The 23,792-nt window shown below is 52.0% G+C and carries 22 protein-coding genes, 1 pseudogene and 1 riboswitch; of the genes and pseudogenes, 14 read left to right on the top strand and 9 right to left on the bottom strand.

Annotated elements, in window-relative coordinates; all coding sequences use genetic code 11:
- Nucleotides 1-66 precede the first annotated feature (66 nt).
- From OP489_RS12355 to OP489_RS09195, 5 genes and pseudogenes are all read left to right on the top strand, one after another.
- A pseudogene (locus OP489_RS12355) lies at nt 67-1,008 on the top strand (ArdC-like ssDNA-binding domain-containing protein); the annotation flags it as partial.
- Between the two features lie 57 nt (nt 1,009-1,065).
- Nucleotides 1,066-2,535 (top strand): YodL domain-containing protein, encoded by a 1,470-nt coding sequence (locus OP489_RS12350; RefSeq protein ID WP_416232474.1) that lies wholly within the window; start codon nt 1,066-1,068, stop codon nt 2,533-2,535.
- A gap of 1 nt (nt 2,536) precedes the next feature.
- Nucleotides 2,537-2,758 carry a transposon-transfer assisting family protein gene (locus OP489_RS09205; RefSeq protein WP_180340651.1) on the top strand — a complete coding sequence of 74 codons (222 nt, stop codon included), beginning with the start codon at nt 2,537-2,539 and terminating at the stop codon, nt 2,756-2,758.
- A gap of 125 nt (nt 2,759-2,883) precedes the next feature.
- Nucleotides 2,884-3,600: a sulfite exporter TauE/SafE family protein gene (locus OP489_RS09200; RefSeq protein ID WP_180340652.1), complete on the top strand. Its 717-nt coding sequence runs from the start codon at nt 2,884-2,886 to the stop codon at nt 3,598-3,600.
- Between the two features lie 3 nt (nt 3,601-3,603).
- Entirely contained in the window at nt 3,604-3,972 is a 369-nt protein-coding gene (locus OP489_RS09195) for a YkvA family protein (protein ID WP_180340653.1), read from the top strand.
- Nucleotides 3,973-4,068: 96 nt separating this feature from the next.
- Here OP489_RS09195 and OP489_RS09190 read toward each other — a convergent pair whose 3' ends face one another.
- Complete coding sequence (locus tag OP489_RS09190) at nt 4,069-4,569, bottom strand: hypothetical protein (protein WP_266161684.1); 501 nt, start codon at nt 4,567-4,569, stop codon at nt 4,069-4,071.
- Between the two features lie 36 nt (nt 4,570-4,605).
- Entirely contained in the window at nt 4,606-4,878 is a 273-nt protein-coding gene (locus OP489_RS09185; protein ID WP_266161683.1) for a hypothetical protein, read from the bottom strand.
- Between OP489_RS09185 and OP489_RS09180 the strand changes: the two genes are divergently transcribed.
- The 5 genes from OP489_RS09180 (at nt 4,877) to OP489_RS09160 (ending at nt 13,335) form a co-directional block, all read left to right on the top strand.
- Complete coding sequence (locus OP489_RS09180; RefSeq protein WP_266161681.1) at nt 4,877-5,230, top strand: TnpV protein; 354 nt, start codon at nt 4,877-4,879, stop codon at nt 5,228-5,230. The genes OP489_RS09185 and OP489_RS09180 overlap by 2 nt on opposite strands.
- A 185-nt stretch (nt 5,231-5,415) precedes the next feature.
- Nucleotides 5,416-11,499 carry a DEAD/DEAH box helicase family protein gene (locus OP489_RS12325; RefSeq protein ID WP_323135434.1) on the top strand — a complete coding sequence of 2,028 codons (6,084 nt, stop codon included), beginning with the start codon at nt 5,416-5,418 and terminating at the stop codon, nt 11,497-11,499.
- A gap of 1 nt (nt 11,500) precedes the next feature.
- Nucleotides 11,501-12,574, top strand: coding sequence for a DUF3849 domain-containing protein (locus OP489_RS09170; RefSeq protein WP_180340655.1), 1,074 nt, complete (start codon nt 11,501-11,503; stop codon nt 12,572-12,574).
- A 1-nt stretch (nt 12,575) separates the two neighbouring features.
- Complete coding sequence (locus OP489_RS09165) at nt 12,576-12,914, top strand: plasmid mobilization protein (RefSeq protein ID WP_180340656.1); 339 nt, start codon at nt 12,576-12,578, stop codon at nt 12,912-12,914.
- A 130-nt stretch (nt 12,915-13,044) separates the two neighbouring features.
- On the top strand, nt 13,045-13,335 hold the full coding sequence (locus tag OP489_RS09160) for a CD1845 family protein (RefSeq protein WP_180342286.1): 291 nt from the start codon (nt 13,045-13,047) through the stop codon (nt 13,333-13,335).
- A gap of 39 nt (nt 13,336-13,374) precedes the next feature.
- On the opposite strand, the gene OP489_RS09155 is transcribed toward OP489_RS09160, so the two are convergent.
- On the bottom strand, nt 13,375-13,719 hold the full coding sequence (locus OP489_RS09155) for a helix-turn-helix domain-containing protein (RefSeq protein ID WP_180340657.1): 345 nt from the start codon (nt 13,717-13,719) through the stop codon (nt 13,375-13,377).
- Between the two features lie 152 nt (nt 13,720-13,871).
- On the opposite strand from OP489_RS09155, the gene OP489_RS09150 reads away from it, so the two are divergent.
- The 3 genes from OP489_RS09150 (at nt 13,872) to OP489_RS09140 (ending at nt 16,795) form a co-directional block, all read left to right on the top strand.
- Nucleotides 13,872-14,885, top strand: a complete 1,014-nt coding sequence (locus OP489_RS09150; protein WP_180340658.1) for a GGDEF domain-containing protein — start codon at nt 13,872-13,874, stop codon at nt 14,883-14,885.
- Between the two features lie 196 nt (nt 14,886-15,081).
- The gene (locus tag OP489_RS09145; protein ID WP_180340659.1) at nt 15,082-15,312 is read left to right on the top strand and encodes a hypothetical protein; all 231 of its coding nucleotides are present in this window, start codon (nt 15,082-15,084) and stop codon (nt 15,310-15,312) included.
- 76 nt (nt 15,313-15,388) lie between these two features.
- Nucleotides 15,389-16,795, top strand: a complete 1,407-nt coding sequence (locus OP489_RS09140; protein WP_180340660.1) for a relaxase/mobilization nuclease domain-containing protein — start codon at nt 15,389-15,391, stop codon at nt 16,793-16,795.
- Nucleotides 16,796-17,041: 246 nt separating this feature from the next.
- Here OP489_RS09140 and OP489_RS09135 read toward each other — a convergent pair whose 3' ends face one another.
- From OP489_RS09135 to OP489_RS09120, 4 genes are all read right to left on the bottom strand, one after another.
- Nucleotides 17,042-18,700, bottom strand: coding sequence for a recombinase family protein (locus OP489_RS09135; protein WP_266161675.1), 1,659 nt, complete (start codon nt 18,698-18,700; stop codon nt 17,042-17,044).
- On the bottom strand, nt 18,684-20,348 hold the full coding sequence (locus OP489_RS09130; protein ID WP_266161674.1) for a recombinase family protein: 1,665 nt from the start codon (nt 20,346-20,348) through the stop codon (nt 18,684-18,686). Before OP489_RS09130 ends, OP489_RS09135 begins: the two co-directional genes overlap by 17 nt.
- Nucleotides 20,349-20,473: 125 nt before the next feature.
- Nucleotides 20,474-20,659, bottom strand: coding sequence for a hypothetical protein (locus tag OP489_RS12320; protein ID WP_013485818.1), 186 nt, complete (start codon nt 20,657-20,659; stop codon nt 20,474-20,476).
- Nucleotides 20,660-21,196: 537 nt separating this feature from the next.
- On the bottom strand, nt 21,197-21,622 hold the full coding sequence (locus OP489_RS09120; RefSeq protein WP_266161672.1) for a sigma factor-like helix-turn-helix DNA-binding protein: 426 nt from the start codon (nt 21,620-21,622) through the stop codon (nt 21,197-21,199).
- Between the two features lie 555 nt (nt 21,623-22,177).
- Here OP489_RS09120 and OP489_RS09115 point away from each other — a divergent pair.
- Entirely contained in the window at nt 22,178-22,519 is a 342-nt protein-coding gene (locus OP489_RS09115; protein WP_013485816.1) for a helix-turn-helix transcriptional regulator, read from the top strand.
- 84 nt (nt 22,520-22,603) lie between these two features.
- Here OP489_RS09115 and OP489_RS09110 read toward each other — a convergent pair whose 3' ends face one another.
- Nucleotides 22,604-22,795 (bottom strand): cysteine-rich KTR domain-containing protein, encoded by a 192-nt coding sequence (locus OP489_RS09110; RefSeq protein ID WP_013485815.1) that lies wholly within the window; start codon nt 22,793-22,795, stop codon nt 22,604-22,606.
- A gap of 79 nt (nt 22,796-22,874) precedes the next feature.
- A riboswitch (cyclic di-GMP riboswitch) is annotated at nt 22,875-22,963 on the bottom strand.
- Nucleotides 22,964-22,982: 19 nt separating this feature from the next.
- On the bottom strand, nt 22,983-23,792 hold the full coding sequence (locus OP489_RS09105; RefSeq protein WP_266161668.1) for an acyl-CoA dehydratase activase: 810 nt from the start codon (nt 23,790-23,792) through the stop codon (nt 22,983-22,985).

Genomic DNA, 23,792 nt, shown 5'->3' with positions numbered 1-23,792 from the left:
AGTGCGCTCCCACATAGGTTTATCCCGGCCTGTGCGGGGGCGCGCTTTTTTCGATTCTATGAGCTGCGAAAGGAGCATACTATGGCCGAAAAAAATAAGGAACGGCTGAAAGAAATCACCGACAGCATTGAACAGGGCATCCAAAACCTGTTCCAGAGCGACCGATACGCGCAGTACCTCCGCACCATGTCCCGGTTCCACCGCTATTCCGTCAACAACACTATGCTCATCTTTATGCAGAAACCGGACGCTACCCTTGTAGCCGGGTTCAACAAATGGCGCGACCAGTTCAGCCGGAACGTGATGCGGGGCGAAAAAGGCATCAAAATCATCGCGCCCACGCCGTTCAAAAAGAAAATCGAGGAAGAAAAGCTCGACCCGGATACCAAGGCTCCCGTGCTGGACGCGGACGGCAAGGTCATCATGGAGGAAAAGGAAATCAAAATCCCCATGTACAAGGTCGTTTCCGTTTTTGATGTGTCGCAGACCGAAGGTAAACCGCTGCCGACGCTGGCAAACGATCTCACGGGAAATGTGAAGCAGTATGAAATTTTCATGGAGGCGCTGCGGCGTTCGTCCCCCGTTCCGCTTGCTTTTGAGGCGATGGAGCCGAACACGGACGGCTATTTCAGCGAAAAAGGCCAGCGCATCGCCATTCGGTCGGGCATGAGCGAAGTGCAAATCGTCTCCGCCGCCGTCCACGAGATCACCCACGCCACGCTGCACAACTACGAACAGGACCGGCTTGCCGCTGCCAAGGGCGACGAAACCGCCGAGCCGCCCAAGCCGAAGGACCGGCATACCGAGGAAGTGGAGGCCGAAAGCGTGTCCTACGCCGTCTGCCAGTATTACGGCATCCAGACCGGCGAAAACAGCTTCGGCTATATCGCCACATGGAGCCGTGGCAAGGAATTGCCTGAGCTGCGGGCCTCTTTGGAAACCATCAATAAAACCGCCTCCGGTCTGATCTCCGATATCGACCAAAACTTCCGCGAGGTCCTGAAAGAGTATGATACCGTTCTGGAACAGTTCGCCGGGGACGTGTATCAGTACACGGCCTCCGTCATGGAACCGCCGTTCCCTCTCAACTCCATGAAAGAAGAAGTCCCGGCTACCGTGGAAGATTTGAAAAGCGGTTACGGAAAAGATATCCGTACAGCTATTCTCAATGCCGCCAAGGTCGAGGGCGCGGCGTCCCCGAATGAGCTTCTGCGGCGGCTGGATGAAATCGAAAAAATTTACCCGCCGAGGGAAACCGAGGCGATGTATCTGCTGGACAACGCCGCCTATCTTTATTTGAAGGAAAATGAGGACGGATACGGCTATACCCTTTACGATAAGGAGAGCCTGCGGGAAACGGCAAGCGGGTTTGCCGATGAGGGCGTCAGTTCCATTCCAACCGCTTACGAACAGGCGCTTGTTCTTGAACACTTGGTTCCTGAAACCTCGGAAAAGGTGTCGCTTGACATTCTCAGAGATATCGCCGCCGTGCGTGAACAGGACATACAGGAATATATCCGTAAAAATAATCTGAGCATGGGCGGTCATCAGGACGTCGCGCCGGAGGCACAGGATAACTCCACACCGTCAAAAGAAGCCGGTATGCTGCCGGATGCTCAGGAACTGGCGCTCGACGAATACCCCATGCCGGATTCGGAACTGACCGTGGCCGATCTGGAAGCCTGCGGGTATCTGGACGGCGATCTGCTGCCCCTCTCCAAAGAACGTGCGCTGGAGCTTTTTGAGCAGGACCTCACCGTTTACATGATTGAGAACGGCGGGGCAAGCATGGCGTTCGACCCGGATGAGATTCAGACCCACAGCGGCCTGTTTGCCGTGAGCCGCGAGGAATGGGAGGACAGCCGGGAGTTTTCCTCTGCCATAGAGGACCGGATGAAGCATCAGGAACAGCGGGAAACCGCTTTTCTGAAAACTTCTCAGGACGCTTTCGCCATCTATCAGGTGAAGGGCAACGACGAGCTGCGCGACATCCGGTTTGAGCCGCTCAGTTGGCTGGAATCCAAGGGTATTTCTGTGGATCACGGCAACTATGATATTGCCTATACCGCTCCGCTTACCGATACCGGCAGTACGGATGATAGGCTGGGGGCATTGTGGGATCGGTTCAATAACGATCATCCCGCCGATTATCACAGGCCGAGCCTGTCCGTCAGCGACATCATTGCTTTAAAGCAGAACGGCGTTGTATCCTGTCACTATGTGGACAGCTTCGGTTTTCAGGAGATTCCGGCCTTTCTTAAGCCGGAAAACTACCTGAAAAGCGCGGAAATGTCGATGGAGGACGATTACGACATGATCGACGGCATCATCGACAACGGAAAAAATCCCACCGTCGCGGAGCTGGAACAGCAGTCCAAAACCGGTCAGCCGATCTCCCTTCTGGAGCTTGCCGAGGCGTCTCGGCGGGAAGACGACGAAAAGAAAAAGTCCGTCGTGGAACGGCTCAGAAATCAGCCGGTCAGCCGGGAACACAAAAAAACAGCGCCCGACAGAGGCGCGGAAATGGAGCGGTGATATGTTTACCAATGATGAAATCAACCTGATGTGCATTTACAACACCGGGACGCGGGAGGGCCTGATCGCGGAGCTGACGCATATGCGCGGCTATCTAGGCGCGGAGGAAACGGAGCTTCTGGCTCTGACGGATTCCGCGTTGGGAAAACTCCGGAGCATGAGTAACGAAGAATATACCGCGCTTGATCTGTTCCCGGACTTTGACGATGAGGCTGAATCATAGTTTTATGTTCCCGGTGACTTTTTCCTAAATGTGCGATATACTGATAGACAGAAATCTGTCGAGCAGGCCGACTTCTATTTCTGTACTACACTTAATTATAAAAGTGCTTTTGCTTGGAGATAGATATGATCTACGCTTTTTTGATTTTTGCCAGTTTTATCGCTGCTTTTGTATCGGGCGCTGCCGGTTTTGGTGGTGCCCTGCTTCTGTTGCCGGTAGTAACTGCCTGTGTCGGCGCTGAGGTTGCCGTACCGGTACTAACCCTTGCTCAGCTTATCGGAAACCTCTCCCGTATGGCATTTGGGTTCCGGCAGATCGACTGGAAATCAGTTGGCCTGTTCTGCGTGACGGCGCTCCCGCTGGCCGCTCTTGGCGCGTTTGGTTTTTCTGTGCTTCCCAAAGAGATTGTTACCCGTTGTATCGGTGGGGTTCTGATTGTCCTTGTACTGATTAAGGTGGTTAGGAAATTAGAGTTCAAGAACGGCAAAAGGGCTATGCTGATCGGCGGCGCGGCTACCGGCCTTCTGTCCGGCCTTGCCGGAAGCGGCGGGCCAATTGGGGCGGCAGCATTTCTGACTCTTGGACTGCCACCCGTTGCTTATATCGCTAGTGAGGCCACAACCGCCACGGCCATGCACATTCTAAAAACAGTCATATACAGCAAGCTGGTTGGCCTTAACCTGCAAGCGCTACTTACAGGTCTTGCCATGGGTGCGGCGATGGTGATTGGAACGTTTGCAGCAAACCGCGTAATAAAGAAAATGGAGAAGGGAAAGTTTCAAAACTATGTTGCTGTGTTGCTCTGCGTTGTGGGTGCATACATGCTGATATTCGGAGGATAACGGATGAACCTGAAGGAACGGGCAAAAAAGCTCAAAACAGATATTCCGGCATTATTCATTGCCATGAAAAAGAAAGAAACTCCCATTACGGCAAAAATTGTAGCCGGACTTACTGTTGTTTACGCTTTGTCTCCCATAGACTTAATTCCTGATTTTATTCCGGTATTGGGCTATCTGGACGATGTTATTCTGTTGCCCTCGTTGGCGGCACTTGCCATACGGCTGATACCTCCAGAGGTCTTTGACAAATGCCGAGAGGAAGCGGATGGCCTTTGGACGGGTGGAAAACCGAAAAAATGGTATTTTGCCTTACCCATTGTGTTATTGTGGCTTCTGATCATGTATTTGATTATCAAAGCAATATGGTTTTAGGTTGATCCGACCGGATAAAATGACAAGTTCCAAGTTATAAACAATATAGAACACAATGCTTTTCTATTAAAGAGCAGCCTTCGGGCTGTTCTTTTTTTACCCATGACACCGAAAGGAGGATTTTTTACTATGCCGAGTAATGTGCAGGTTCTGGCGCAGATGGCCGACCACACGGCGACACAGATCACTGCCAGTCACGAAAGCTGGACGGATTTTCTGAAAACCACCGCGCGGCTCTACAAATACCCGTACCACGAACAGCTTATGATCTACGCCCAGCGCCCCGACGCGACGGCCTGTGCCGGTTATGAGATCTGGAACGAAAAAATGCGCCGGTACGTCCGGCGCGGCAGAAAAGGGATCGCCCTCATCGACGCATCCGGCGACAAGCCGAGAATCCGGTATGTCTTCGATATTTCCGACACGGGTAGCCGGGAAAATTCCCGCCGTCCATACCTTTGGGAGTACCGCCCGGAGCATGAGGATACGGTTGCGGCGGCGCTGGAACAGGAGTACGTCGTTTCCGGCGAAAAAGGTTTTGCCGACCAGTTGGAGCAGATCGCCGGACAGTTGGCGAACGAATATTGGCAGGAGCATCAGTACGACATTCTCCACACCGTTGACGGCAGTTTTTTAGAGGAATATGATGAGTTCAACATTGGGGTGCAGTTTCGAAGCGCCGCCGCCATCAGCATCACCTATGCGGTCTTGTCCCGCTGCGGCCTCGACCCCGACGAATACTTTGAGCATGAGGACTTTCTGAGTATTTTCGATTTCAACACGCCCGATACCGTCGCCGCCCTCGGCTCGGCGGTCAGTGAAGCAAGCGAACGGGTGCTGCGGCAGATCGAAGTCACCGTCAAAAATCAGGAACGCGAACATCTCGCGGAAAGGAGCGCCACACATGGAGAACAACCTGACTTACAGCCGGAACGGGGATTACCTGATTCCCGATTTGACGATCACGGAGCCGACGGAGAGCATCGGCAAATACGGGAGGATGCGGAAAAATTACCTGAAGGAGCACCGTCCAGTCCTGTACAGCAGCCTGCTGCTGTCGGAGAAGCTGTACCCGCACCTGTTGGAGATCGAGCGCACGGCGACGGCGCGGCTGGAACGCACGATGCCGGAACTGATGAGATCGGCAGGCGTGACGGAGAGCCTGAAAGCCTCCGACCCGATGCGCTGGGTGGGCCTCATGAACAGCCTGAAAGCGCAGGCCGAGGAAACGATTCTGACGGAGCTTATCTACAGCTAAGTTTCTTTCCGTCGGAGCAGGAACAGATACAGCGGATTGATGCAGCGGAGAGCGAAAAGCCCTCCGCTTTTTCTGTACCCGTGCCGCAGAAGCCGGAAAAGCGCAACACGGCCCAAGCCGACATTGACGCCGCCATTCAGGAATGGAACGGCGACATCAAGAGCAAACACGCCGTTGCCGAGTATATGCGGGAACACGCCCGCGACAAGGATACGGCGGCGTTCCTGCGCGCCGAGTACGGCGACGATCTTCCGGCCTTTCCCGTGACCGAGGGCGGCACCTCAACGGATTTGCCGTGGCCAAAGGTGCAGCGGTGCATCGCCCAGCTCATTCGGGAGGAACGTTTTTTCACACAGGAAGAACAGACAGCGCCCAATCTGAGCGGCCAGCCGATCACCCGCACCGGCGACACCATCACCATCGGAAACGGTGATGCCTCCCATGAAGTGGACGTGACGCTCACCGACGAGCAGTGGACGGCGTTACAGCGAGAGGTTCCCGACAGCTCCGCAATCCAGCCTCCCTACAAGGTGGGCGATACGGTATATCTGGACGATAAGCCCTTTGAAATTACTGAAATCGGAGACTATGACATTCAGCTCCGCGACCCGGCGCTTACCTATCCCATCTTCCGCGCTGAAAGCCGGGAGAACTTTGAAAACCTGCTGCGCCGGGATTCCCGGAACGGTCCTATTACGGAGTTTCTGGCTGCGAACTTGGGACACACGGACGCCGATCTGCGGGAGGCCCTGACCTCCGGCCTGCTGGAACAGCGGGACAAGGAAAATATCGCGGGATATTTTCGTGAAAATGAGGGCAACACCCGCGTGGCCCAGCGCCTTTCCGACACCTACGCCGGAACTTCCGAAACGATGGAGCTGACCACCTGCGAGACGGCGGATCTCTTTGCCACCACCACGGGTTTCGAGGTCAATATCCACGACAAGTTCAACAGCAAGCGGAGCGCTCAGTGGGGAGAAATTGCTCCTATCCTCCGCGCCCTGTATCAGCGGGAGCAGGACGGTTTTTCTCATGAGCCGGTCCTGCGGGAGCCTGCAAATCTCGCGGACAAACCATCCTATCAACCGGGCGATCACGCAGTGCTGGATTACGGCGGTCAGGAGTTGTCCGGCACCGTTGGGTACGTCGGGGAAAAGGACGTGCGCATCGACACCGGCCCCTATTCGTGGAGCCATGAGGTGGTCAGCCGCGACGCCTTTGAAAACGGCATCCGGCAGGATGAACGCAACGCCGCACTGTTTACGCCGGAGCAGCCCGCCGCCGAAAACTTTCGTATCACCGACGATCATTTGGGCGAGGGCGGCGCAAAAACCAAGTACGGCTTTAATATCGCGGCCATCCGTACTCTGAAAACCATTGAGGCCGAGGGCCGCACGGCAACGCCGGAGGAACAGAAAACTCTCTCTCGCTATGTCGGCTGGGGTGGCATTCCGCAGGCGTTCGACCCGGACAACACTTCGTGGACAAAGGAGTATACCGAACTGGTCGGCGCGCTGATTGCCGAGGAATACGAAATGGCACGGGCCTCCACCCTGAACGCCCACTACACCAGCCCGACCGTTATCAAGGCCATTTATGAAGCCGTGAGAAATCTGGGTTTTCAGACCGGCAACATCCTGGAACCGGCCTGCGGCGTCGGAAATTTCTTTGGGTTACTTCCCGAAGAACTGTCTGGAAGTCATTTATACGGCGTGGAGCTGGACAGCATCACGGGCCGGATCGCCAAGCAGCTCTATCCGAACGCCAACATCACTGTGGCGGGCTTTGAAACCACCGACCGGAAAGACTTTTTCGATTTGGCCGTGGGCAACGTGCCGTTTGGCAGCTACAAGGTTTCCGACCGGGCCTACGACAAGCTCGGTTTTCCCATTCACGATTATTTCTTCGCCAAAACGCTCGATCAGGTGCGTTCGGGCGGCGTGATCGCGTTCGTGACCAGCCGCTATACGATGGATAAACAGTCGCCGGAGGTGCGGAAGTACATCACCCAGCGCGCGGAGCTACTGGGGGCCATCCGGCTTCCGAACAACGCTTTCAAGGCCAATGCCGGAACCGAAGTCACCACCGATATTCTCTTTCTCCAAAAGCGCGACCGGCCCATCGACATCGAGCCGGATTGGGTGCATCTCGGCCAGACCGAAGATGGAATTCCCGTCAACAGCTATTTTGCCGATCATCCCGAAATGGTGCTGGGGACCGTCAAATGGGACGATAAAATGCACGGCGATAAAAAGGAAACGACGTGCGAACCGTTCCCCGACGCCGATCTTTCCGAACAGCTCCATGAGGCGATTTCCCACCTTCAGGGGCAGATCGAGGAAACGGAGTTGCCGGATCTCGGTGAGAATGAGGAAATTGACGATTCCATCCCGGCAGATCCCAATGTGAAAAACTATTCCTACACCGTCGTAGACGGCAAGGTGTACTACCGGGAGAATTCCCGCATGGTGCGGCCGGAGCTGAACGAAACGGCCAAGGCCCGCGTCATGGGCATGGTGGAACTGCGGGACTGTGTGCAGAAGCTCATCAATCTCCAATTGGATGAATACACAGCAGATGCGGCGATTTTTCAGGCGCAAGCGGAGCTGAACCGGCTCTACGACGCTTTTTCCGCAAAATACGGCCTCATCAACTCGCGCGGCAACAGCCTCGCGTTCGCGGAAGATTCTTCGTATTATCTGCTCTGCTCACTGGAAGTGATCGACGAGGACGGGAATTTGGAGCGCAAGGCCGACATGTTCACCAAACGCACCATCCGGCAGCGGAAAATCGTCACGTCCGTGGACACCGCGTCGGAAGCTCTTTCGCTCTCCATCGCGGAAAAGGCGCGGGTGGACATGGACTACATGGCCTCCCTCACCGGCAAGACGCCGGAGGCGCTGGCCGACGAGCTGCGGGGAGTCATCTTCCACGATTTGGGCGAACAGGACCCGGCAAGCGTCCCCAAAGCATTTTATAATCTGGAGAAAATTCCGTTCGTCACAGCAGATGAATACCTGTCCGGCAACGTGCGCCGCAAGCTGCGTCTGGCGAAAGCCCTCGCGGAAATGCGGCCGGACCTCGCGGAGAAAATCGCCCCCAACATCGAGGCGCTGGAAGCCGCCCAGCCCAAGGACCTCAATGCCTCGGAAATCGAAGTGCGCCTCGGCGCGACGTGGATCGACAAAGGGTACATTCAGCAGTTCATGGAAGAACTGCTCAACCCGCCGTCCGGTGTGCGCGACGGCATCCGGGTAAACTATTCCTCGTTTACGGCGGAATGGTCTGTTTCCAATAAAAGCAGCGTCGGCTACAACAACGTGGCGGCTTACGTCACCTACGGCACCGACCGGGCCAACGCCTACCGAATTCTGGAGGACAGCCTAAATCTCCGGGACACACGGATCTACGATACCGTCGTTGACCCGGACGGCAAGGAGCGCCGCGTCCTCAATTCCAAGGAAACCACCCTCGCCCAGCAGAAACAGCAGGCCATCAAGGATGCTTTCCGCGACTGGATCTGGAAAGACCCGGAGCGGCGTCAGACCCTGACAAAAAAATATAACGAGCTGTTCAATTCCAGCCGCCCTCGTGAATACGACGGTCGGCATCTTGTATTCCCCGGCATGAACCCCGAAATCAAGCTGCGGGAGCATCAATTAAACGCCGTGGCGCACCAGCTTTACGGCGGGAACACGCTGCTGGCGCATGTGGTAGGCGCGGGCAAAACCTACGAAATGATCGCCGCCGCAATGGAGGGCAAGCGGCTGGGACTGTGCCAAAAATCCCTGTTTGCCGTGCCGAACCACCTGACGGAGCAGTGGGCTTCCGAATTCCTGCGGCTATACCCTTCGGCCAATATTCTCGTCACTACCCGAAAGGATTTTGAGAAACGCAACCGCAAAAAGTTCTGTGCCCGGATTGCCACCGGCGACTACGACGCGATCATCATGGGACACTCGCAGTTTGAAAAAATCCCCGTCTCTCTGGAACGCCAAAAGCGGCTCATTCAGGAGCAGATTTGGGAGATTGAAAACGGGCTGGAAGAACTCAAAGACAGCGGCGCGGAGCAGTTTACCATCAAGCAGTTGGAGCGTACGAAAAAGGGGCTTGAGGCCCGGTTGAAACGCCTCAACGACAACTCCCGCAAGGATGATGTCGTGACCTTTGAGCAGTTAGGCGTAGACCGTCTGTTCGTGGATGAGGCGCACAACTACAAAAACCTGTTTCTCTACACCAAAATGCGCAATGTGGCGGGCCTTTCCACCACCGACGCGCAGAAATCCAGCGACATGTTCCTGAAATGCCGGTATCTCGACGAGATCACGCACAGCCGGGGCGTCGTGTTCGCCACCGGGACGCCGGTCAGCAACTCGATGACCGAACTTTACACAATGATGCGTTACCTCCAGTACGAAACCCTGAAAGAGCGGAATCTCGTTCATTTCGACTGCTGGGCCAGCACGTTCGGGGAAACCGTGACGGCCATCGAGTTGGCCCCGGAGGGAACCGGCTACCGGGCGCGGACGCGCTTTGCCCGGTTCTACAATCTACCGGAGCTGATGCTGCTGTTCAAGGAGGCGGCGGACATCAAGACCGCCGACCAGCTCAATCTTCCCACGCCGAAAGCCGTGTACCACAACGAAGTCGCGCAGCCCTCGGAGCTTCAGAAGGAGATGGTGAAAAAGCTCTCGGAGCGGGCCGCCGCCGTTCATTCCGGCAACATCGACCCACATTTGGACAACATGCTCAAGATTACGTCGGACGGGCGCAAGCTCGGCCTCGACCAGCGCGTCATCAACCCGATGCTTCCCGACAATCCCAATAGCAAAGTCAACCTGTGTGTCTATAACGTTTTCCGATTCTGGCACGATGGGCGGGACAAAAAACTGACACAGCTTATTTTCTGCGACATTTCCACCCCAAAGGGTCGCGCCGCCGCCAAGGAAGAACGGGCGGTCCGGGCCGGTGGGAAGCTCGCGGGCGGCACGGAGCTTCACGCTTTGCAGGATGCCACGCCGGAGGCCGATGCGCCGGAAGCGTTCAGCGTTTACTCGGACATCCGGGATAAGCTCATTGCGCGGGGCGTCCCCGCCGGTGAGATCGTGTTCATCCACGACGCCGATACCGAAGTGAAGAAAAAAGAGCTGTTCGCAAAGGTGCGCGCTGGTCAGGTGCGCGTTCTCATGGGCAGCACCGCCAAAATGGGAGCCGGGATGAACGTGCAGGATCTTTTGATTGCCTCTCACGATCTAGACTGCCCATGGAGGCCGGGAGATTTGGAACAACGGTCCGGGCGCATCATCCGGCAGTACAATACCAACCCCGAAGGGCATATTTTCCGTTATGTCACCGAAGGGACATTCGATTCGTACCTCTGGCAAACTGTGGAAAATAAGCAAAAGTTTATTTCGCAGATCATGACTTCCAAATCGCCGGTACGCTCCTGTGAGGACATCGACGAAACGGCGCTCTCCTATGCGGAGATCAAGGCCCTGTGCGCCGGGGACGAGCGGATCAAGGAGAAGATGGACCTCGATATGGATGTGGCCAAGCTGAAGCTCATGAAAGCAAACCATCAGAGCCAACAATTCCGGTTGGAGGATAATCTGCTCAAATATTTTCCGGAGGAAATTGAGCGCAACAAAGGTTTCATCAAAGGTCTGGAAACGGATATGGCGACGCTGGAAGCACACCCACATCCCAAAGACGGTTTTTCCGGAATGGAGGTGAGGGGCGATTCCCTGACCGACAAGGACAACGCCGGAGCCGCCATTCTGGAAGCCTGCAAGGAGGTCAAAGGGCTTGACCCTATGGAAATCGGCAGCTACCGGGGCTTTACCATGTCTCTGTCCGTGGAGGGGTTCGGACAAGATTTTATCCTTACCCTCAAAGGGCAGATGACCCACCGCGTCACGCTGGGCAAGGACGCGCGGGGCAATCTCATCCGCATTGACAACGCACTTTCCGATATGCCGAAGCGGTTGCAGAATTTTCACTCCCAGCTTGATAATCTCCATTCGCAGACGGAGGCGGCAAAGGCCGAGATCGGCAAGCCGTTCCCGCAGGAAGCGGAGCTTGCGCAAAAGAGCGCCCGCCTCACGGAGCTGAACGCGCTGCTGGACATCGACAGCCGCGCCCCCGCCCAACGGCAGGCGTCGGAGATTCTGGAGAAAAGCGAAAGGCCCTCCGTGCTGGAGAGCCTGAAAAAGCCTTGTGTTCACAGTTTGGCAGAGAAACCCCACAAAAAAGAAATGGAGGCAAGATAATATGACAAGTGAAGAACTGAATACCGCGCTGTACGAAAAAATGTTTGCGGAGCAGGACGACTTCCGGAAAAAGCTGCTTACGCAGGCACCGGAGGAAATTCTGAAACAAGTCTATGAATACACTGTGCGGGAGGATATCCTGATGTCCCTTGAAAGCAACGATCTGACTGATGAACAGGCGTCCGCGCTTCTGAAATCTCCCAGCCCCCTTGGAGATATTTTTTCGGAGTTTGAAAGCCGGGAAACCGGATATATGGAGACGGTTTTGGACTGCATCACGGATAAAGCCAATGCCGTGTTACAGATGGAGGCGGCGCAGCGTCAGACACTTTTAAACACTCCCGTCTACAAATATCCGGCGACTTACGCCCGTGAGCATAATGAACTGGAGATTTACCGTGCGTCCCACAAGGCAAACATTGCCTGCCGGGATGCCATCGATGACGCCATCCGGGACAACTACCGCAATAATTGTCTCGGCAGCGACACCACAAAACAGGTCATTGCCGAGTTTGGATTTGACCGCACTCTCTATGTGCTTGCGAACACTGTCCGCGAGAAAGATTGGGATGGGCGCATTGACCGCAGAAATAAGGATTGGGCGCGGACGATTCCTGTCTTTGGGGATAATCGAAACCGGGAATTTATCGTAGATAGAGCGCATCCCGGTCTGGTAGACCTTTTCATCAATCAGGCGCGGCGGGACTATCTGCTGACCCAGCCTCTGACCAAAGAGGACATTCAGTCGGAGGCCGCGCGGCTGCTCCGGCGTCTGCAATCCGAGCGTGAACCGAACAGCCCCAGCGGTACGCATTTCATGGCGCAGATTTCGCCGGATTTTCTGATCCGTGCTTCCACCAAAGACCAGGACCGGCTGTTCACGCTGCTGCCGTTCAAATCTCTGTCCTTTTCCGCACTCAAGGATCGGAAAGGAATTTTCGCGTTCATCCAAAAGGATGAAAACCGCGACCAGCCTCTTCGCCAGCGCAAGCCGTCCGTGCGAAAAAAGCTGCAAAAAGCACAGGCCGAGCCAAAGCCGCCTGCCTCATCCAAGGGCAAAGAAATGGAGCTGTGACATGGCTAACCGCAACCGGCAAATTCAGCTCAAGTTTCGTGTTACCCCGCAGGAGCGTGAAATGATCGAACAGAAGATGGCGCAGCTTGGCACGAAAAATATGGCGGCGTATCTCCGCAAAATCTCCATCGACGGCTATGTCATCAGGCTGGAACTGCCGGAGTTGAAGGAGATGGTTTCCCTCCTGCGCCGGTCCAGCAACAACTTAAACCAGCTCACAAAACGGGTGCATGAAACAGGGCGCGTTTACGACGCGGATTTGGAGGATATCGTCCAAAATCAGGAACGGTTATGGCGGGCGACTACTGATATCCTCGTCGCGCTTGCAAAATTAAAATAGGGGCGTATACCCCGGAAAATGGGGCGGTTTACGGCATGTAAGCCGCCCCATTATTTTTCTGCCGCATCCTTGCAAAAAATTATTCGGAGCAGTATGGTAGTATCAGAAAATAAAAAAGGAGGCCGATATGATGAGGCTGATATTGAAAATACTCGCCGTTCCCATCGTCGTGGTGCTTACGCTGCTCGTCTGGATTTGCTCTGGTCTGCTATACTGTTCCGCTTTCATACTCGGCCTTGCCGGAACGATTCTCGGCATCCTCGGTGTGTTGGTTCTGATTACCGGAGCGATTACGAATGGAATTATAGTGCTGGTAATGGCATTTCTCATCAGTCCATATGGAATCCCGATAGCGGCAGCGTGGCTGATTGGGAAACTGCAAGACGCAAACTACGCGCTTCGAGATTTTATCACAGGTTAGAAAAGGCGGCCTGCGTATTACGCAGGCCGCCTTTTCTTGTTATTTACCTGAGATTGCAAATGCTTCAAAGAGCTTGTTCAAAATCTCTTTGGTGATTTCAAACTGTTCCGAAGATAATCGCGTAAGGCGCGTGGTTAACATCTGCGCATCATTCTCTGCTATATCATTGTCGAACAGAATATCATCGCTGGAGATGGACAATACCTGGCAAATACGCTGTAGAGTGGAAAGAGATATTCCCACCGTTCCCCGCTCCAGAGCAGAAACACTTTTTGGCCCCATTCCGATCAATTCAGAAAACCGATCCTGTGTTAATCCTGCTTTTTCCCTTGCGCACTTGATACGAGTGCCAACCTCAATGTTAATTTGCTTTTTGTCCTTCAAGCTAACACCACCTCATAATATTAGTTTATGTAATGGTGAGATTGACTTAAACACATTGTTGGAGTTATAATTTATCGTATTGGTAATGCGAATATGGTGAAGGAGAAAAACCAAGCGAGAATATTGGCATCTTTGAAATGGAGTATATCGTGATGGATAAGAAAAATTATGTTGAGCAACAAATTAGAGATAAGGTAAAGGGTTACAACCGTCGGAGAATCGGTATCGCTATTCCTATCGTCATAATGACGGCATTTCTGCTAATAGTTCCGTCGCTTGGAAATGAGGCTCTATCTATCCGCTTTTCTGTGCTTTGCTCCGTCCTACTTCTTTTTTCCTTTTTGCTGTTCGTGTTTTCCGATAGGAACGCAACTCTGATATTCCTTGCTGCAACAATCATTGTGGCCGTGCTACTCGTTTATAAACAAATACATCCGGAATCGTTTTTTATTCTTGTCTTGATAAATGTTGGTGCGTTTTTGCTTTCCAGAAAGAATGCCCATGATTTTATTCAGGCGGCCACGAATGAAATTGAGACTCTAAATCATTTGAAGATTGAAGCTACTACAGACAGCTTAACGCAGCTTCTTAATCGAAACGGTCTGGAACAAGCCGTTTCCACAGCTTGGGCGTTCTGCAAACGCGAAAAAAAGAATGTTGGCTTGCTTTTGATAGATGTTGACTATTTTAAAAGTTACAACGATACATTGGGTCATTTGAAAGGTGACGATATTCTAAAACAAGTAGCGCATAACATAAAAACTTGTTTCAAAAGAGAAACCGATATTATAGGCCGGATTGGTGGAGATGAGTTTTTAATTTTCCTATCGGATACAGGTAACGATCATATTGTAAAAATGGCACAGCTTCTTCTTTCAACTCTCACAGGTTTGAAAATCAAGGCATGTACAGGCTCTTTCCATTACTTATCTATAAGCATTGGCATGAAAACGGGTATACCGCAGGCAGACGATTCGTTTATTGACTTTTGTAACCGTGTGGACCGGGCTTTATACCACGCTAAAAAAAGCGGAAGGAATTGTATTTCTTATAACAGGGTTATTATCAGGAATCATACTGAGCAATCACGGGGCAATGTCGTGGATGGCGTAATTGCCACAGGCAATTTAAGGACAGGCTCTGCCTGCGAGGATAGCAAGAACTGAAATGCGATACGCTGTATCCTTCCTTGCTTTTTATCTGCGCTGCATCCATGTGTTGTACGTATTGCCCGCCATTTTCCGATAACGGGCAATACATTTTTCTATGCTTGAGGGAACAGGAAGAAATAAAGAAACGGCATAATTTTTACTATGTTATTCTGATAAACACAAAAAAATTATTCTGGCGAGGAGCGATAACTTGAATAAAAAGAAACAGATAATAGCGGAAAATGCCATCAGAACAATTGCAGAACGGGAAGGGGTAACAATCGAGTATGTAAGAAAGCAGATGCAGATTGCAATGATAAACGGTCTGTGCAGTACGGACCCTAAGATCAAAGCGTTTTGGAACAGTATTCCAAGGGAAATGGATATTCCCACACCAGAGGAATTGATTATGTACGTTTCCGGGATGATAAAAAAGAAATAACCATTATAACGACAATAATCGGCGCAGGGATTAAAACTCCTGCGCCAATTATTAGTTCAGGAAGGAGGTTTTGTTCATGGCAACAACGCGGCTGATGCCACTGCATACCGGCAAGGGCCGGGATGTCGGCACGGCAATCAGCGATATTATTGATTACGCGGAAAATCCGGAGAAAACGGATTACGGCAGACTCATCACCGGCTATGAATGCGACAGCCGGACAGCCGACGCCGAGTTCCTTTTCTCCAAGCGGCAGTATGCCGCGCTCACCGGCAGGACGCGCGGCGCGGATGATGTGATTGCCTATCATCTCCGGCAGTCCTTTGTCCCCGGCGAGGTCACGTCGGAGGAAGCAAACCGAATCGGTTGTGAGCTTGCCAGACGCTTTACGAACGGGAAACATGCTTTCATCGTCTGCACCCACATTGACAAACACCACATTCACAATCATATCATCTGGAATTCCACGTCCCTCGACTGCACACGGAAGTTCCGAAACTTTTGGGGAAGCACCAGAGCCGTGCGGCGGCTGAATGATACGCTGTGCATCGAGAACTGTCTGTCCATTGTGGAGAATCCGAAGCGGCACGGCAAGAGCTATAACAAGTGGCTGGGCGATCAGGCAAAGCCCTCCAACCGGGAGCTTTTGCGTATGGCAATAGACACGGCTTTAGATCAAAAGCCCGCCGATTTTGACGCGCTCCTGAAGCTCTTGCGGGAAGCCAGATATGAAATCAAACCGGGAAAAACGCTCGCCCTGCGCGGCAAAAATCAGAAGCGGTTTATCCGGCTGGATACGCTGGGCAGCGGCTACAGTGAAGCAGAGCTTCGGGCCGTCCTCTCCGGCGAAAAAGCACACACACCGCGCAAAAAAATCATCCGGCCCACGTCGGAAAAACAAGTCAATCTGCTGGTGGATATTCAGGCCAAGCTCCGCGCAGGGAAAGGCATCGGTTATGAACGCTGGGCCAAGGTGTTCAACCTCAAGCAGATGGCGCAAACATTGAACTATCTGACCGAGCACAATCTGCTGGAGTACGATGCGTTGGCCGCTAAAACGGCTTTGGCAACCGCCCGGTACAATGAGCTTTCCGCACAAATCAAGGCGGCTGAAAAACGGCTGGCCGAGATTGCCGTTTTGAAAGCACAGATCGTCAATTACGCCAAGACCCGCGACACCTATGTTACCTATCGCAAGGCGGGGTATTCAAAAAAGTTTCTTTCGGAGCATGAGAGCGATATCCTTTTGCACAAGGCGGCGAAGAAAGCGTTTGATGAGCTGGAAGTGAAAAAGATCCCCACCGTCAAGAGCTTACAGGCCGAATACGCGGCGCTTCTGACAGAGAAAAAGGCGGCTTATGCCGACTACCGTAATGATCGTGACGAGATGAAAGAATTGCTTACCGTCAAGGCCAATGTGGATCGTTTACTCGGCACCGACAGGCGCGAAGCGGAGAAAGAAAAAGAACATGGGCAGCGTTGAGCTGTCCATGCTCCCGGAAGCGTCCGCAGGACGCGCAGCCGCACAATTTATTGTGCGATCAGAGGGGATTGGGGGCCTGCCACCAACAAGCAATTTCCCGGTTTTCGCGCAAGCGAAAAATTGGGAAATGGGCATCGTGGGTCCCACGATGCATTGCTTGCCACTATTATCCCGAACTCAAGATAACGTACGTTATTGGGGAACGTCGTGCTAAAAGACTCTCAAAACCTGTAAGACGGCCTATTTTCATTGCATATCAAGTTCCCGGTTGACCTGCCCGACAAAACGATAGAACACTTTTACATCCTGCCTGCGCTTTCCGTCAACAACGGTGCGTTCGCCGATTTCAATGTGGTCTATCAGTTCGTCGATGGTTTCCCGGTCAAGTTCCTTTAAGTTCAGATATTTGCGTATCATTGCCGCCCAACTCTGAATGTCGGCGGCATCCTGATCGGATTTTTTAACTTCGGACAGAAGCGCGTCAAGGCGTTCCGCTTTGATAAGGCGCTCCTGTTCGTTTTTTGCTATCAGCACCGAGAAGGTGCTTTCGCTGACCGCCCCGCTCACCTTGTCCTCATAGAGCTTTGCGGTCATGCTCTCCAATTCCTGCAAGCGGCGGCGCAGTTTGCCGATGTCCTGACGGGTATTCGCCATGCGCTGTTCGTCATACTGTGCCATCCGGCTTTTGAGTTTCTCCAACACACCGGCCTCATCCAAACTTATGGCCTCGGCGTGGGCTTTAATTTCAGCCATCACAATTTGAACCAGCGTCATTTCATATATCCGATGCCAGGAACAAACGCTCCGGCCTGAATTGACGTATCGCCCGCAGTAGTATGAAACATAGCGTTTTACGGTGCCGTTTTTACGCCGGTGCGTTTCTGCATTTGCTATAAGAGGGCTTTTACAGTCGGCGCAGACCAGCTTGCCGGAGAAAAGGCTTCGGGTCGGTTCTCGGTTGTTTGCCACACGGAAACTTGCGGCGCGGTTGATTTCCTGTACAGCCTCCCATTCTTCCCGCATAATGATCGGCTCATGGGTTGCCTCACAGCGTATCCACTCGGTTTCCGGCTTGTAGATCATCGTGCCGTCCTTATAGGAACGGGAGCCGGTGTAGTTCATAAGCAGATTGCCAAGGTAAACCTCGTTGTTCAGGAGATTTTTCACGGTTGAGCAGGTCCAAAGCTGTGAATATTGGCACTCTCCGGTTCCGTAAAGACTGTGCCAGTATCCACGTGGAGAACGAATACCGTCCAAATTGAGAGCGGCAGCGATTTTGCCATAGGCCGCGCCTTTCTGCCGCATGTCAAAGGCTCTACGCACAACGGCGGCAGCATATTCGTCGATCACCAGCTTATGCTTGTCATTCTCGCTTTTGCAATAACCGTAGGGAGCGTAAGCGGAAAGGAACTGTCCACTTTTCATTTTTGCGTGCCGCACGGACTTAATTTTTTCGCTTAAATCCTTCAAATGGTAGTCGTTCATCAAGCTGCGGAAATGGAGCATGTCGGTGTTGCCGCCCTCAGTATCCAGACAGTCAAGTACGGAAACGAAACGGCATCCTAGGGAAGGAAAAACAATGTCCGTATACCGTCCCACCTCCACAAAGTCACGCCCCAGGCGGGATAAGTCTTTGACAAGAATGAGATTAATAATGCCCTTTTTGGCATCCTCCAGCAGCTCCAGAAAACCGGGGCGCTGGAAGTTGCCGCCGCTGTATCCGTCGTCGGTGTAGGTTTTTACCTCGGTCCAGCCGTTCAGCATCACAAATTTAGCGAGAATCTCCCGCTGATTCTCAATGCTGACGGATTCGTCGGCGGGAATGTAATTTTTTGCTTTTGCGGAATTGGAAGCGTCGTCCACGCTCAGGCGGCAGTAGATGCCGACCTTATACAGCTTTTTCATAACGCTCCCTCTTTTCCTGCGTCAGCGCCTCGTCCACATTCCCGACGTAACGGTAATGCACCTTGATGTCGCAGATGCGAAGGTCGCCCTGCTTTTGGGTTTCGCCCACTTCAATGCGGTCCACCAGTTCAAACAGGATGGTTTCATCCAATTCCGTGATTTCTGTGTAGCGCCGGATAATATCCGTCCAGCGGTCCGCGTCCTGCCGGTTTCCAAGCTGCGCCTTGACCTTTTGTTCCAGTTCCGGGATGGCGGCGGCTTTTTCCGCGCGCTCGGATTCATATTTTTGCATCAGGGTCTGGAATACGGTCTGCGGGATGATGCCTTTGCATTTATCCTCATAAAGATTTTGCATCAGCTTTTCCAGCTCCGAAACACGGGCGGTCGCCGTTTTCAGTTCCTGTTCATAAGAAGACAGGCGGCTACGGTTTTCTTTGTCCTTCAGCCGGGTGATCTGCGCCACAAGCCGATCCCGGTCATACTCCGCATACTGTGCCTTTTCCCGGATATCCGCCAACACGAGCTTACTCAAGACATCCTCATAAATCATGTGGACAGTGCAGGCGGTTTTCCCGCTGCGGCTGTAGTTGCCGCAGATGAAGGAGTGAAATACCTGCGTATGGCCGTCGCTGTACTTGCGCGTCTCATTGTGGGACCGCATTTTGAAGCCGCAGTCGGCGCAGTAGACAAGGCCGGTGAAAATGCTTTTTCTGCCTGCGGCGGCGGGAGATTTCCGCACTTTCTTTTGGTCGATGCTAACAACCGTGTCCCACACGTCGCGGGGAACGATTGCTTCGTGAGTGTTTTCCACCCGTATCCATTCATCCTCCGGCTTTACAATGAGCTTGCGGGATTTATACGAGAGCGTCCCGTGTTTGCCCTGCACCATATTGCCGATGTAGACCTCGTTTCGGAGGATAACCTGAACGGTGGTATTGGCCCACTGGTGGTTGACCTTACGCGGGTCGCTTCGCCCCTTGCGCTGATAGTACAGCACTCCGGGCGGCTGAATTCCTTCCTCGTTGAGTGCCACGGCAATGGACCAAAACCCCATGCCCTGACAGCGCATGGCGAAGATCCGGCGCACAACCGGCGCGGTTTCTTCGTCGATCACAAGATGGTGCTTATCCGCAGGATCGCGCTTGTACCCATAGGCGGGGTAAGTACCCATGAATTTCCCATCCTCCGCACACGCTTTCTTCACGGCCTTGACCTTTTTGCTGGTATCCCGGCTGTAGAACTCGTTAAATAAGTTCAAAAAGCACATGACATCGGTGCTGCCGTTGGTGCTTTCCGTGTCGATGCCGTTGTTCAGCGCGATGAAGCGGCACCCGATGGAAGGAAACAGGTAATCCGTGTACTGCCCGAATTCAATGTAGTTTCTGCCGAAACGCGACAGGTCTTTGACCAAAATCACGTTGATGCGCTTTGCCTTGGCATCCTCAATCAACCGCTGGACACCGGGGCGTTGAAAATTCGTTCCAGAATAACCGTCATCGGTATATACGTCGATTTCATTCCAGCCGCGCTCACGGACATACCGTTGGAGCAGCAACTTTTGATTTTCAATGCTGGCGGATTCGCCGTCGCGCTCATCGTCGTTGGACAGTCGGCAGTAGATGCCCACGTTGTATGTTTTTTCGATCATCTATGTTTTACCTCCCGATCATCTCAGCATCATACCCCGTGCGGTTTTATGGCTCTCGAACATCATCAGGATAACGCGGGAGCTTTCGCCGCGCAAGGATGCGGCTGGCCGAGAGGGTTTTATCGTTAAGAAGCAGAAGGGACGCGGGGCGGTGTAAGCTCTGTCATGGCGCGCCGGACGGCGAGCTGTTCCAGCGTATGCCCCAGGTCCTTTTCACCGGAAAACACGCTGGTCACGCGATACAGCGTATTCCCGATCTTGACTTCCTTGTAAGAGGTATTTGCTTTTCCGCATGGTGTGGCTTGCTCCATAAAGAGACACCTCCATTTCAAACCATATCCAATATAAAAGATGACAGCCGCGCCGATACAGGTTTGAGCAGCCATACGGCTGGCACGTTTCGGCGCGGCTGTCCCTTTGTTTCGATTTGCTTTTATGTTTACAGACATTCCGGACGAACAGGCGGCGTACCTGTTACCATAGGAATTGCACCTCCCCCCATGATGATGGCGGGCCGTTCTCATTGCCTGCGACGGTTTTATCACGCTCGGACTGTGACTGAACGGAAGTTTCATTACATACAGATAATTTCCGCAGAGCTGCCTTGCGTCTGAAAGACGCTGCTCTGCCTGCGGCGCTGGTGTTTTTCGCTCCCTTTCCGTTACGCTGATATCCAATCACCCTCTCCCGCGTAAGGAAAGATCGTGGCGCACCCGCCGCCCGGCTCCCTGTATGCCGCTGCTTGCGGTATGTATCCGGCTTGTCCCTTATTCGATTTTCAAGGTTCAGCGAAGAATAAAAACATATCCCTCATAAACCTTTTCATCTTCAGGGCAAAAGTTGCTCCCTTAAATGAAATTTTTGAGGACTGCCTCCATATTTTTCAGCGCCTTATTGATAGAACGTGAGATTTGACTTTTATTTACCCCTTCTGCCTTAGCAATGGCACTTTTGCTCATTCCCAAGAAGTAATGAGCATAGATGCGCTTGGCCTGCTTATCCGGCAAGGCGACGATGGCAGCGTGAAGCTGCTCAGCCGTCACTTTGCGCTCATAGATTTCGCAGGGGGACAGGGACACGAACAGGATGTCACGCTCGATGCCGTCGCCGCGATCCAGAGAGTAATACGCCTTATGACGGTATCTCCGCAGATAGTAGGCGGCTTCGGCGTGTTCATAGGAATCCATGAGTGCCGCAACCTCGTCCGGTACCTCAATGATGCAGTCGGTGGTATAAAAATCGGGATAATAGTCCCGCAGATTGATCTTGACCATTTTCTTTTCCTCCGTTTCGATTTTTAGGCTTGGGCAAATCGAAACAGAGGATGGAGGGGAGCGGCAGAGGGGCTTTATATCACACCGCGTCGATATAACGTACCAGAAATATTTATCCAGAGAAAAGAAGATAAAAAACGTACCAAAGCAGAATATCCTCCGCATGGTACGTCGAAATTGATACAAATTACATACTATTATGTCATAGCTTGCATATGCAAGGTTAGAATTTATCCTTATGGAGCAATAACTTTTTTTAAGCGATTACCTTGGAAGGTTGCCCATAGAATATTCAGGCCATCTGCTAAACTGCCACCTTTCTATAAAAGTGGTATTTTGGTAGTAAAAACAACATCTGCCAAAGCTCCTTTCAGTTTGCTTTGGCAGGTGACTCATTTGATTTTGGATGCATTAATATAACCCGCCAAAGCAGTCTTTTTTTCTTGCCTTGTCCGGCTGTTGTTTTTTGTGAAATATGTTGCATGCAAATATGACGCACAACCACATTATGTAATCATCTTTTTTCTACTAAACTTAGATAAGAGGTGATACATAATGCACTATGACATGAAGCGAATGGGTACTATCATTCAAGGAGCCCGTATATCGCGCGGAATGACACAAACAGCGCTTGCTGACAAAATAGAAGTTTCTTTAAGAACCATCATTGCCATTGAAACTGGAAAACGAAATCCAACATTTGAGGTCCTTTATAAAATCATTCAAGAATTAAGTATTCCAGCTGATCTTATTTTTCGTCCCGAGGATGTAACTGGTACGCCAGAGCAGGAACAATTTATTCGGGAGTTCCGGGATGCTAACGAGCAAGAACAGCAAATTGCTATTGCATCAGCAAGAGGTATTTGGAAAGAACTCCGCCATGAAAACAAGGGATAGTATTTGAACTAACTTAACCACAAGTACAATCAACTTTATAGATCATGTACAAGGAGAGCCGATAACTGTGATTAATCTCACATGTTATCGGCTCTGCGTCTCAGCGGCTGGCTCTTTGATAACTGATATTTTCAGATGTCGTACATTTATTAGTGTCTCATGTTTGCACTTGGGACAAAATAGCGGAAAGTTTTTAAGGATTGTATCCTCACGGATTTTTAGACGTGTCTTGTTATTACAAACAGGGCATAATACCCATTTGATTTCCGTCGTAATATCACTCCTGTCATAGTTTTATCATTCATAATCAAAACATATCTTGACTCTATCCGGAGTGGCAGAGTCAAGATATGTTTTTTGCAACCAGACTATCATAGTACGTTTATTTACCTTAGACTCTTGGCTTTATGCCCCTGCCTTTCGGCCAGTTTGCCTTTTCTGATATTTAATTTTATATGCTAAATTAAGAAATTTGGACCTGCATTTTTTCAGTATTATGCATGCCAATTAAAGCAGCTCCGATTGCGCCGTTGAACTGCGGATAATTTGCCTTGTAAATATCGCACATCAGTTCATCTTCCAACGCAGATCGAAGAGCATCATTGTTAGCGCCGCCTCCGGTCATCATCACATCGCCATCCGACTTATATTTACGCGCCATTTTGGCGATACGGTTTGCCATGGCTATATGCATACCTGCAAGGATATCACTTCGGCTTTTCTTTTGAGCAAGAAGAGAGATCACTTCCGTCTGGGCAAAAACGGCGCAGGTGCTGTTGATTTGACAGGGATCTGTACTCTCTTTCGCAAGCGAAGCAATCTGATCAATGGTAGTTTCCAGAAGATCAGCCACGACCTCCAAGAACTTTCCTGTTCCAGCGGCGCATTTATCATTCATTGTAAAATTCACGATATGTCCATCGGGGCCAAGGCTGATGATCTTGCTGTCTTGGCCTCCGATATCAATGATCAAGCGCGGATGCACGTTTTCAGGGGCTGTCAATTGTACACCGCAGGCATGAGCGGTGATTTCTGAAATTGTGGCATCTGCGAGGCCGATACTGCGCCTGCTGTATCCGGTTGCGGTGATTACGGCGATATCATTGCGTGTGATACTTTGGCTCGCATAGATCTTTTCCAGCAATTTGGCCGCAGTTTCCTCACAGTCGATGCCTGTTGGAAGAAGTTCAGCGCCTAAAACACAGTTATCCTTTATCAATGCCGCCTTCAGGTATGTCGAACCGGCATCCAGTCCCACATAATAGTTTCCCAT

The sequence above is a fragment of the Caproicibacterium sp. BJN0003 genome, assembly GCF_026314295.1.
Taxonomy (GTDB): Bacteria; Bacillota; Clostridia; order Oscillospirales; family Acutalibacteraceae; genus Caproicibacterium.
This window is presented reverse-complemented; position numbering and strand designations above follow the sequence as displayed.

Bases quoted from the DNA above. Each gene is read 5' to 3' on its own strand.
- OP489_RS12350 (WP_416232474.1), top strand. From the start codon at position 1,066: ATGGAACCGCCGTTCCCTCTCAACTCCATGAAAGAAGAAGTCCCGGCT.
- OP489_RS09205 (WP_180340651.1), top strand. From the start codon at position 2,537: ATGTTTACCAATGATGAAATCAACCTGATGTGCATTTACAACACCGGG.
- OP489_RS09200 (WP_180340652.1), top strand. From the start codon at position 2,884: ATGATCTACGCTTTTTTGATTTTTGCCAGTTTTATCGCTGCTTTTGTA.
- OP489_RS09195 (WP_180340653.1), top strand. From the start codon at position 3,604: ATGAACCTGAAGGAACGGGCAAAAAAGCTCAAAACAGATATTCCGGCA.
- OP489_RS09190 (WP_266161684.1), bottom strand. From the start codon at position 4,569: ATGCTCCTGCCAATATTCGTTCGCCAACTGTCCGGCGATCTGCTCCAA.
- OP489_RS09180 (WP_266161681.1), top strand. From the start codon at position 4,877: ATGGAGAACAACCTGACTTACAGCCGGAACGGGGATTACCTGATTCCC.
- OP489_RS09185 (WP_266161683.1), bottom strand. From the start codon at position 4,878: ATGTGTGGCGCTCCTTTCCGCGAGATGTTCGCGTTCCTGATTTTTGAC.
- OP489_RS12325 (WP_323135434.1), top strand. From the start codon at position 5,416: ATGCGGGAACACGCCCGCGACAAGGATACGGCGGCGTTCCTGCGCGCC.
- OP489_RS09170 (WP_180340655.1), top strand. From the start codon at position 11,501: ATGACAAGTGAAGAACTGAATACCGCGCTGTACGAAAAAATGTTTGCG.
- OP489_RS09165 (WP_180340656.1), top strand. From the start codon at position 12,576: ATGGCTAACCGCAACCGGCAAATTCAGCTCAAGTTTCGTGTTACCCCG.
- OP489_RS09160 (WP_180342286.1), top strand. From the start codon at position 13,045: ATGAGGCTGATATTGAAAATACTCGCCGTTCCCATCGTCGTGGTGCTT.
- OP489_RS09150 (WP_180340658.1), top strand. From the start codon at position 13,872: ATGGATAAGAAAAATTATGTTGAGCAACAAATTAGAGATAAGGTAAAG.
- OP489_RS09140 (WP_180340660.1), top strand. From the start codon at position 15,389: ATGGCAACAACGCGGCTGATGCCACTGCATACCGGCAAGGGCCGGGAT.
- OP489_RS09135 (WP_266161675.1), bottom strand. From the start codon at position 18,700: ATGAAAAAGCTGTATAAGGTCGGCATCTACTGCCGCCTGAGCGTGGAC.
- OP489_RS09130 (WP_266161674.1), bottom strand. From the start codon at position 20,348: ATGATCGAAAAAACATACAACGTGGGCATCTACTGCCGACTGTCCAAC.
- OP489_RS12320 (WP_013485818.1), bottom strand. From the start codon at position 20,659: ATGGAGCAAGCCACACCATGCGGAAAAGCAAATACCTCTTACAAGGAA.
- OP489_RS09120 (WP_266161672.1), bottom strand. From the start codon at position 21,622: ATGGTCAAGATCAATCTGCGGGACTATTATCCCGATTTTTATACCACC.
- OP489_RS09115 (WP_013485816.1), top strand. From the start codon at position 22,178: ATGCACTATGACATGAAGCGAATGGGTACTATCATTCAAGGAGCCCGT.
- OP489_RS09105 (WP_266161668.1), bottom strand. From the start codon at position 23,792: ATGGGAAACTATTATGTGGGACTGGATGCCGGTTCGACATACCTGAAG.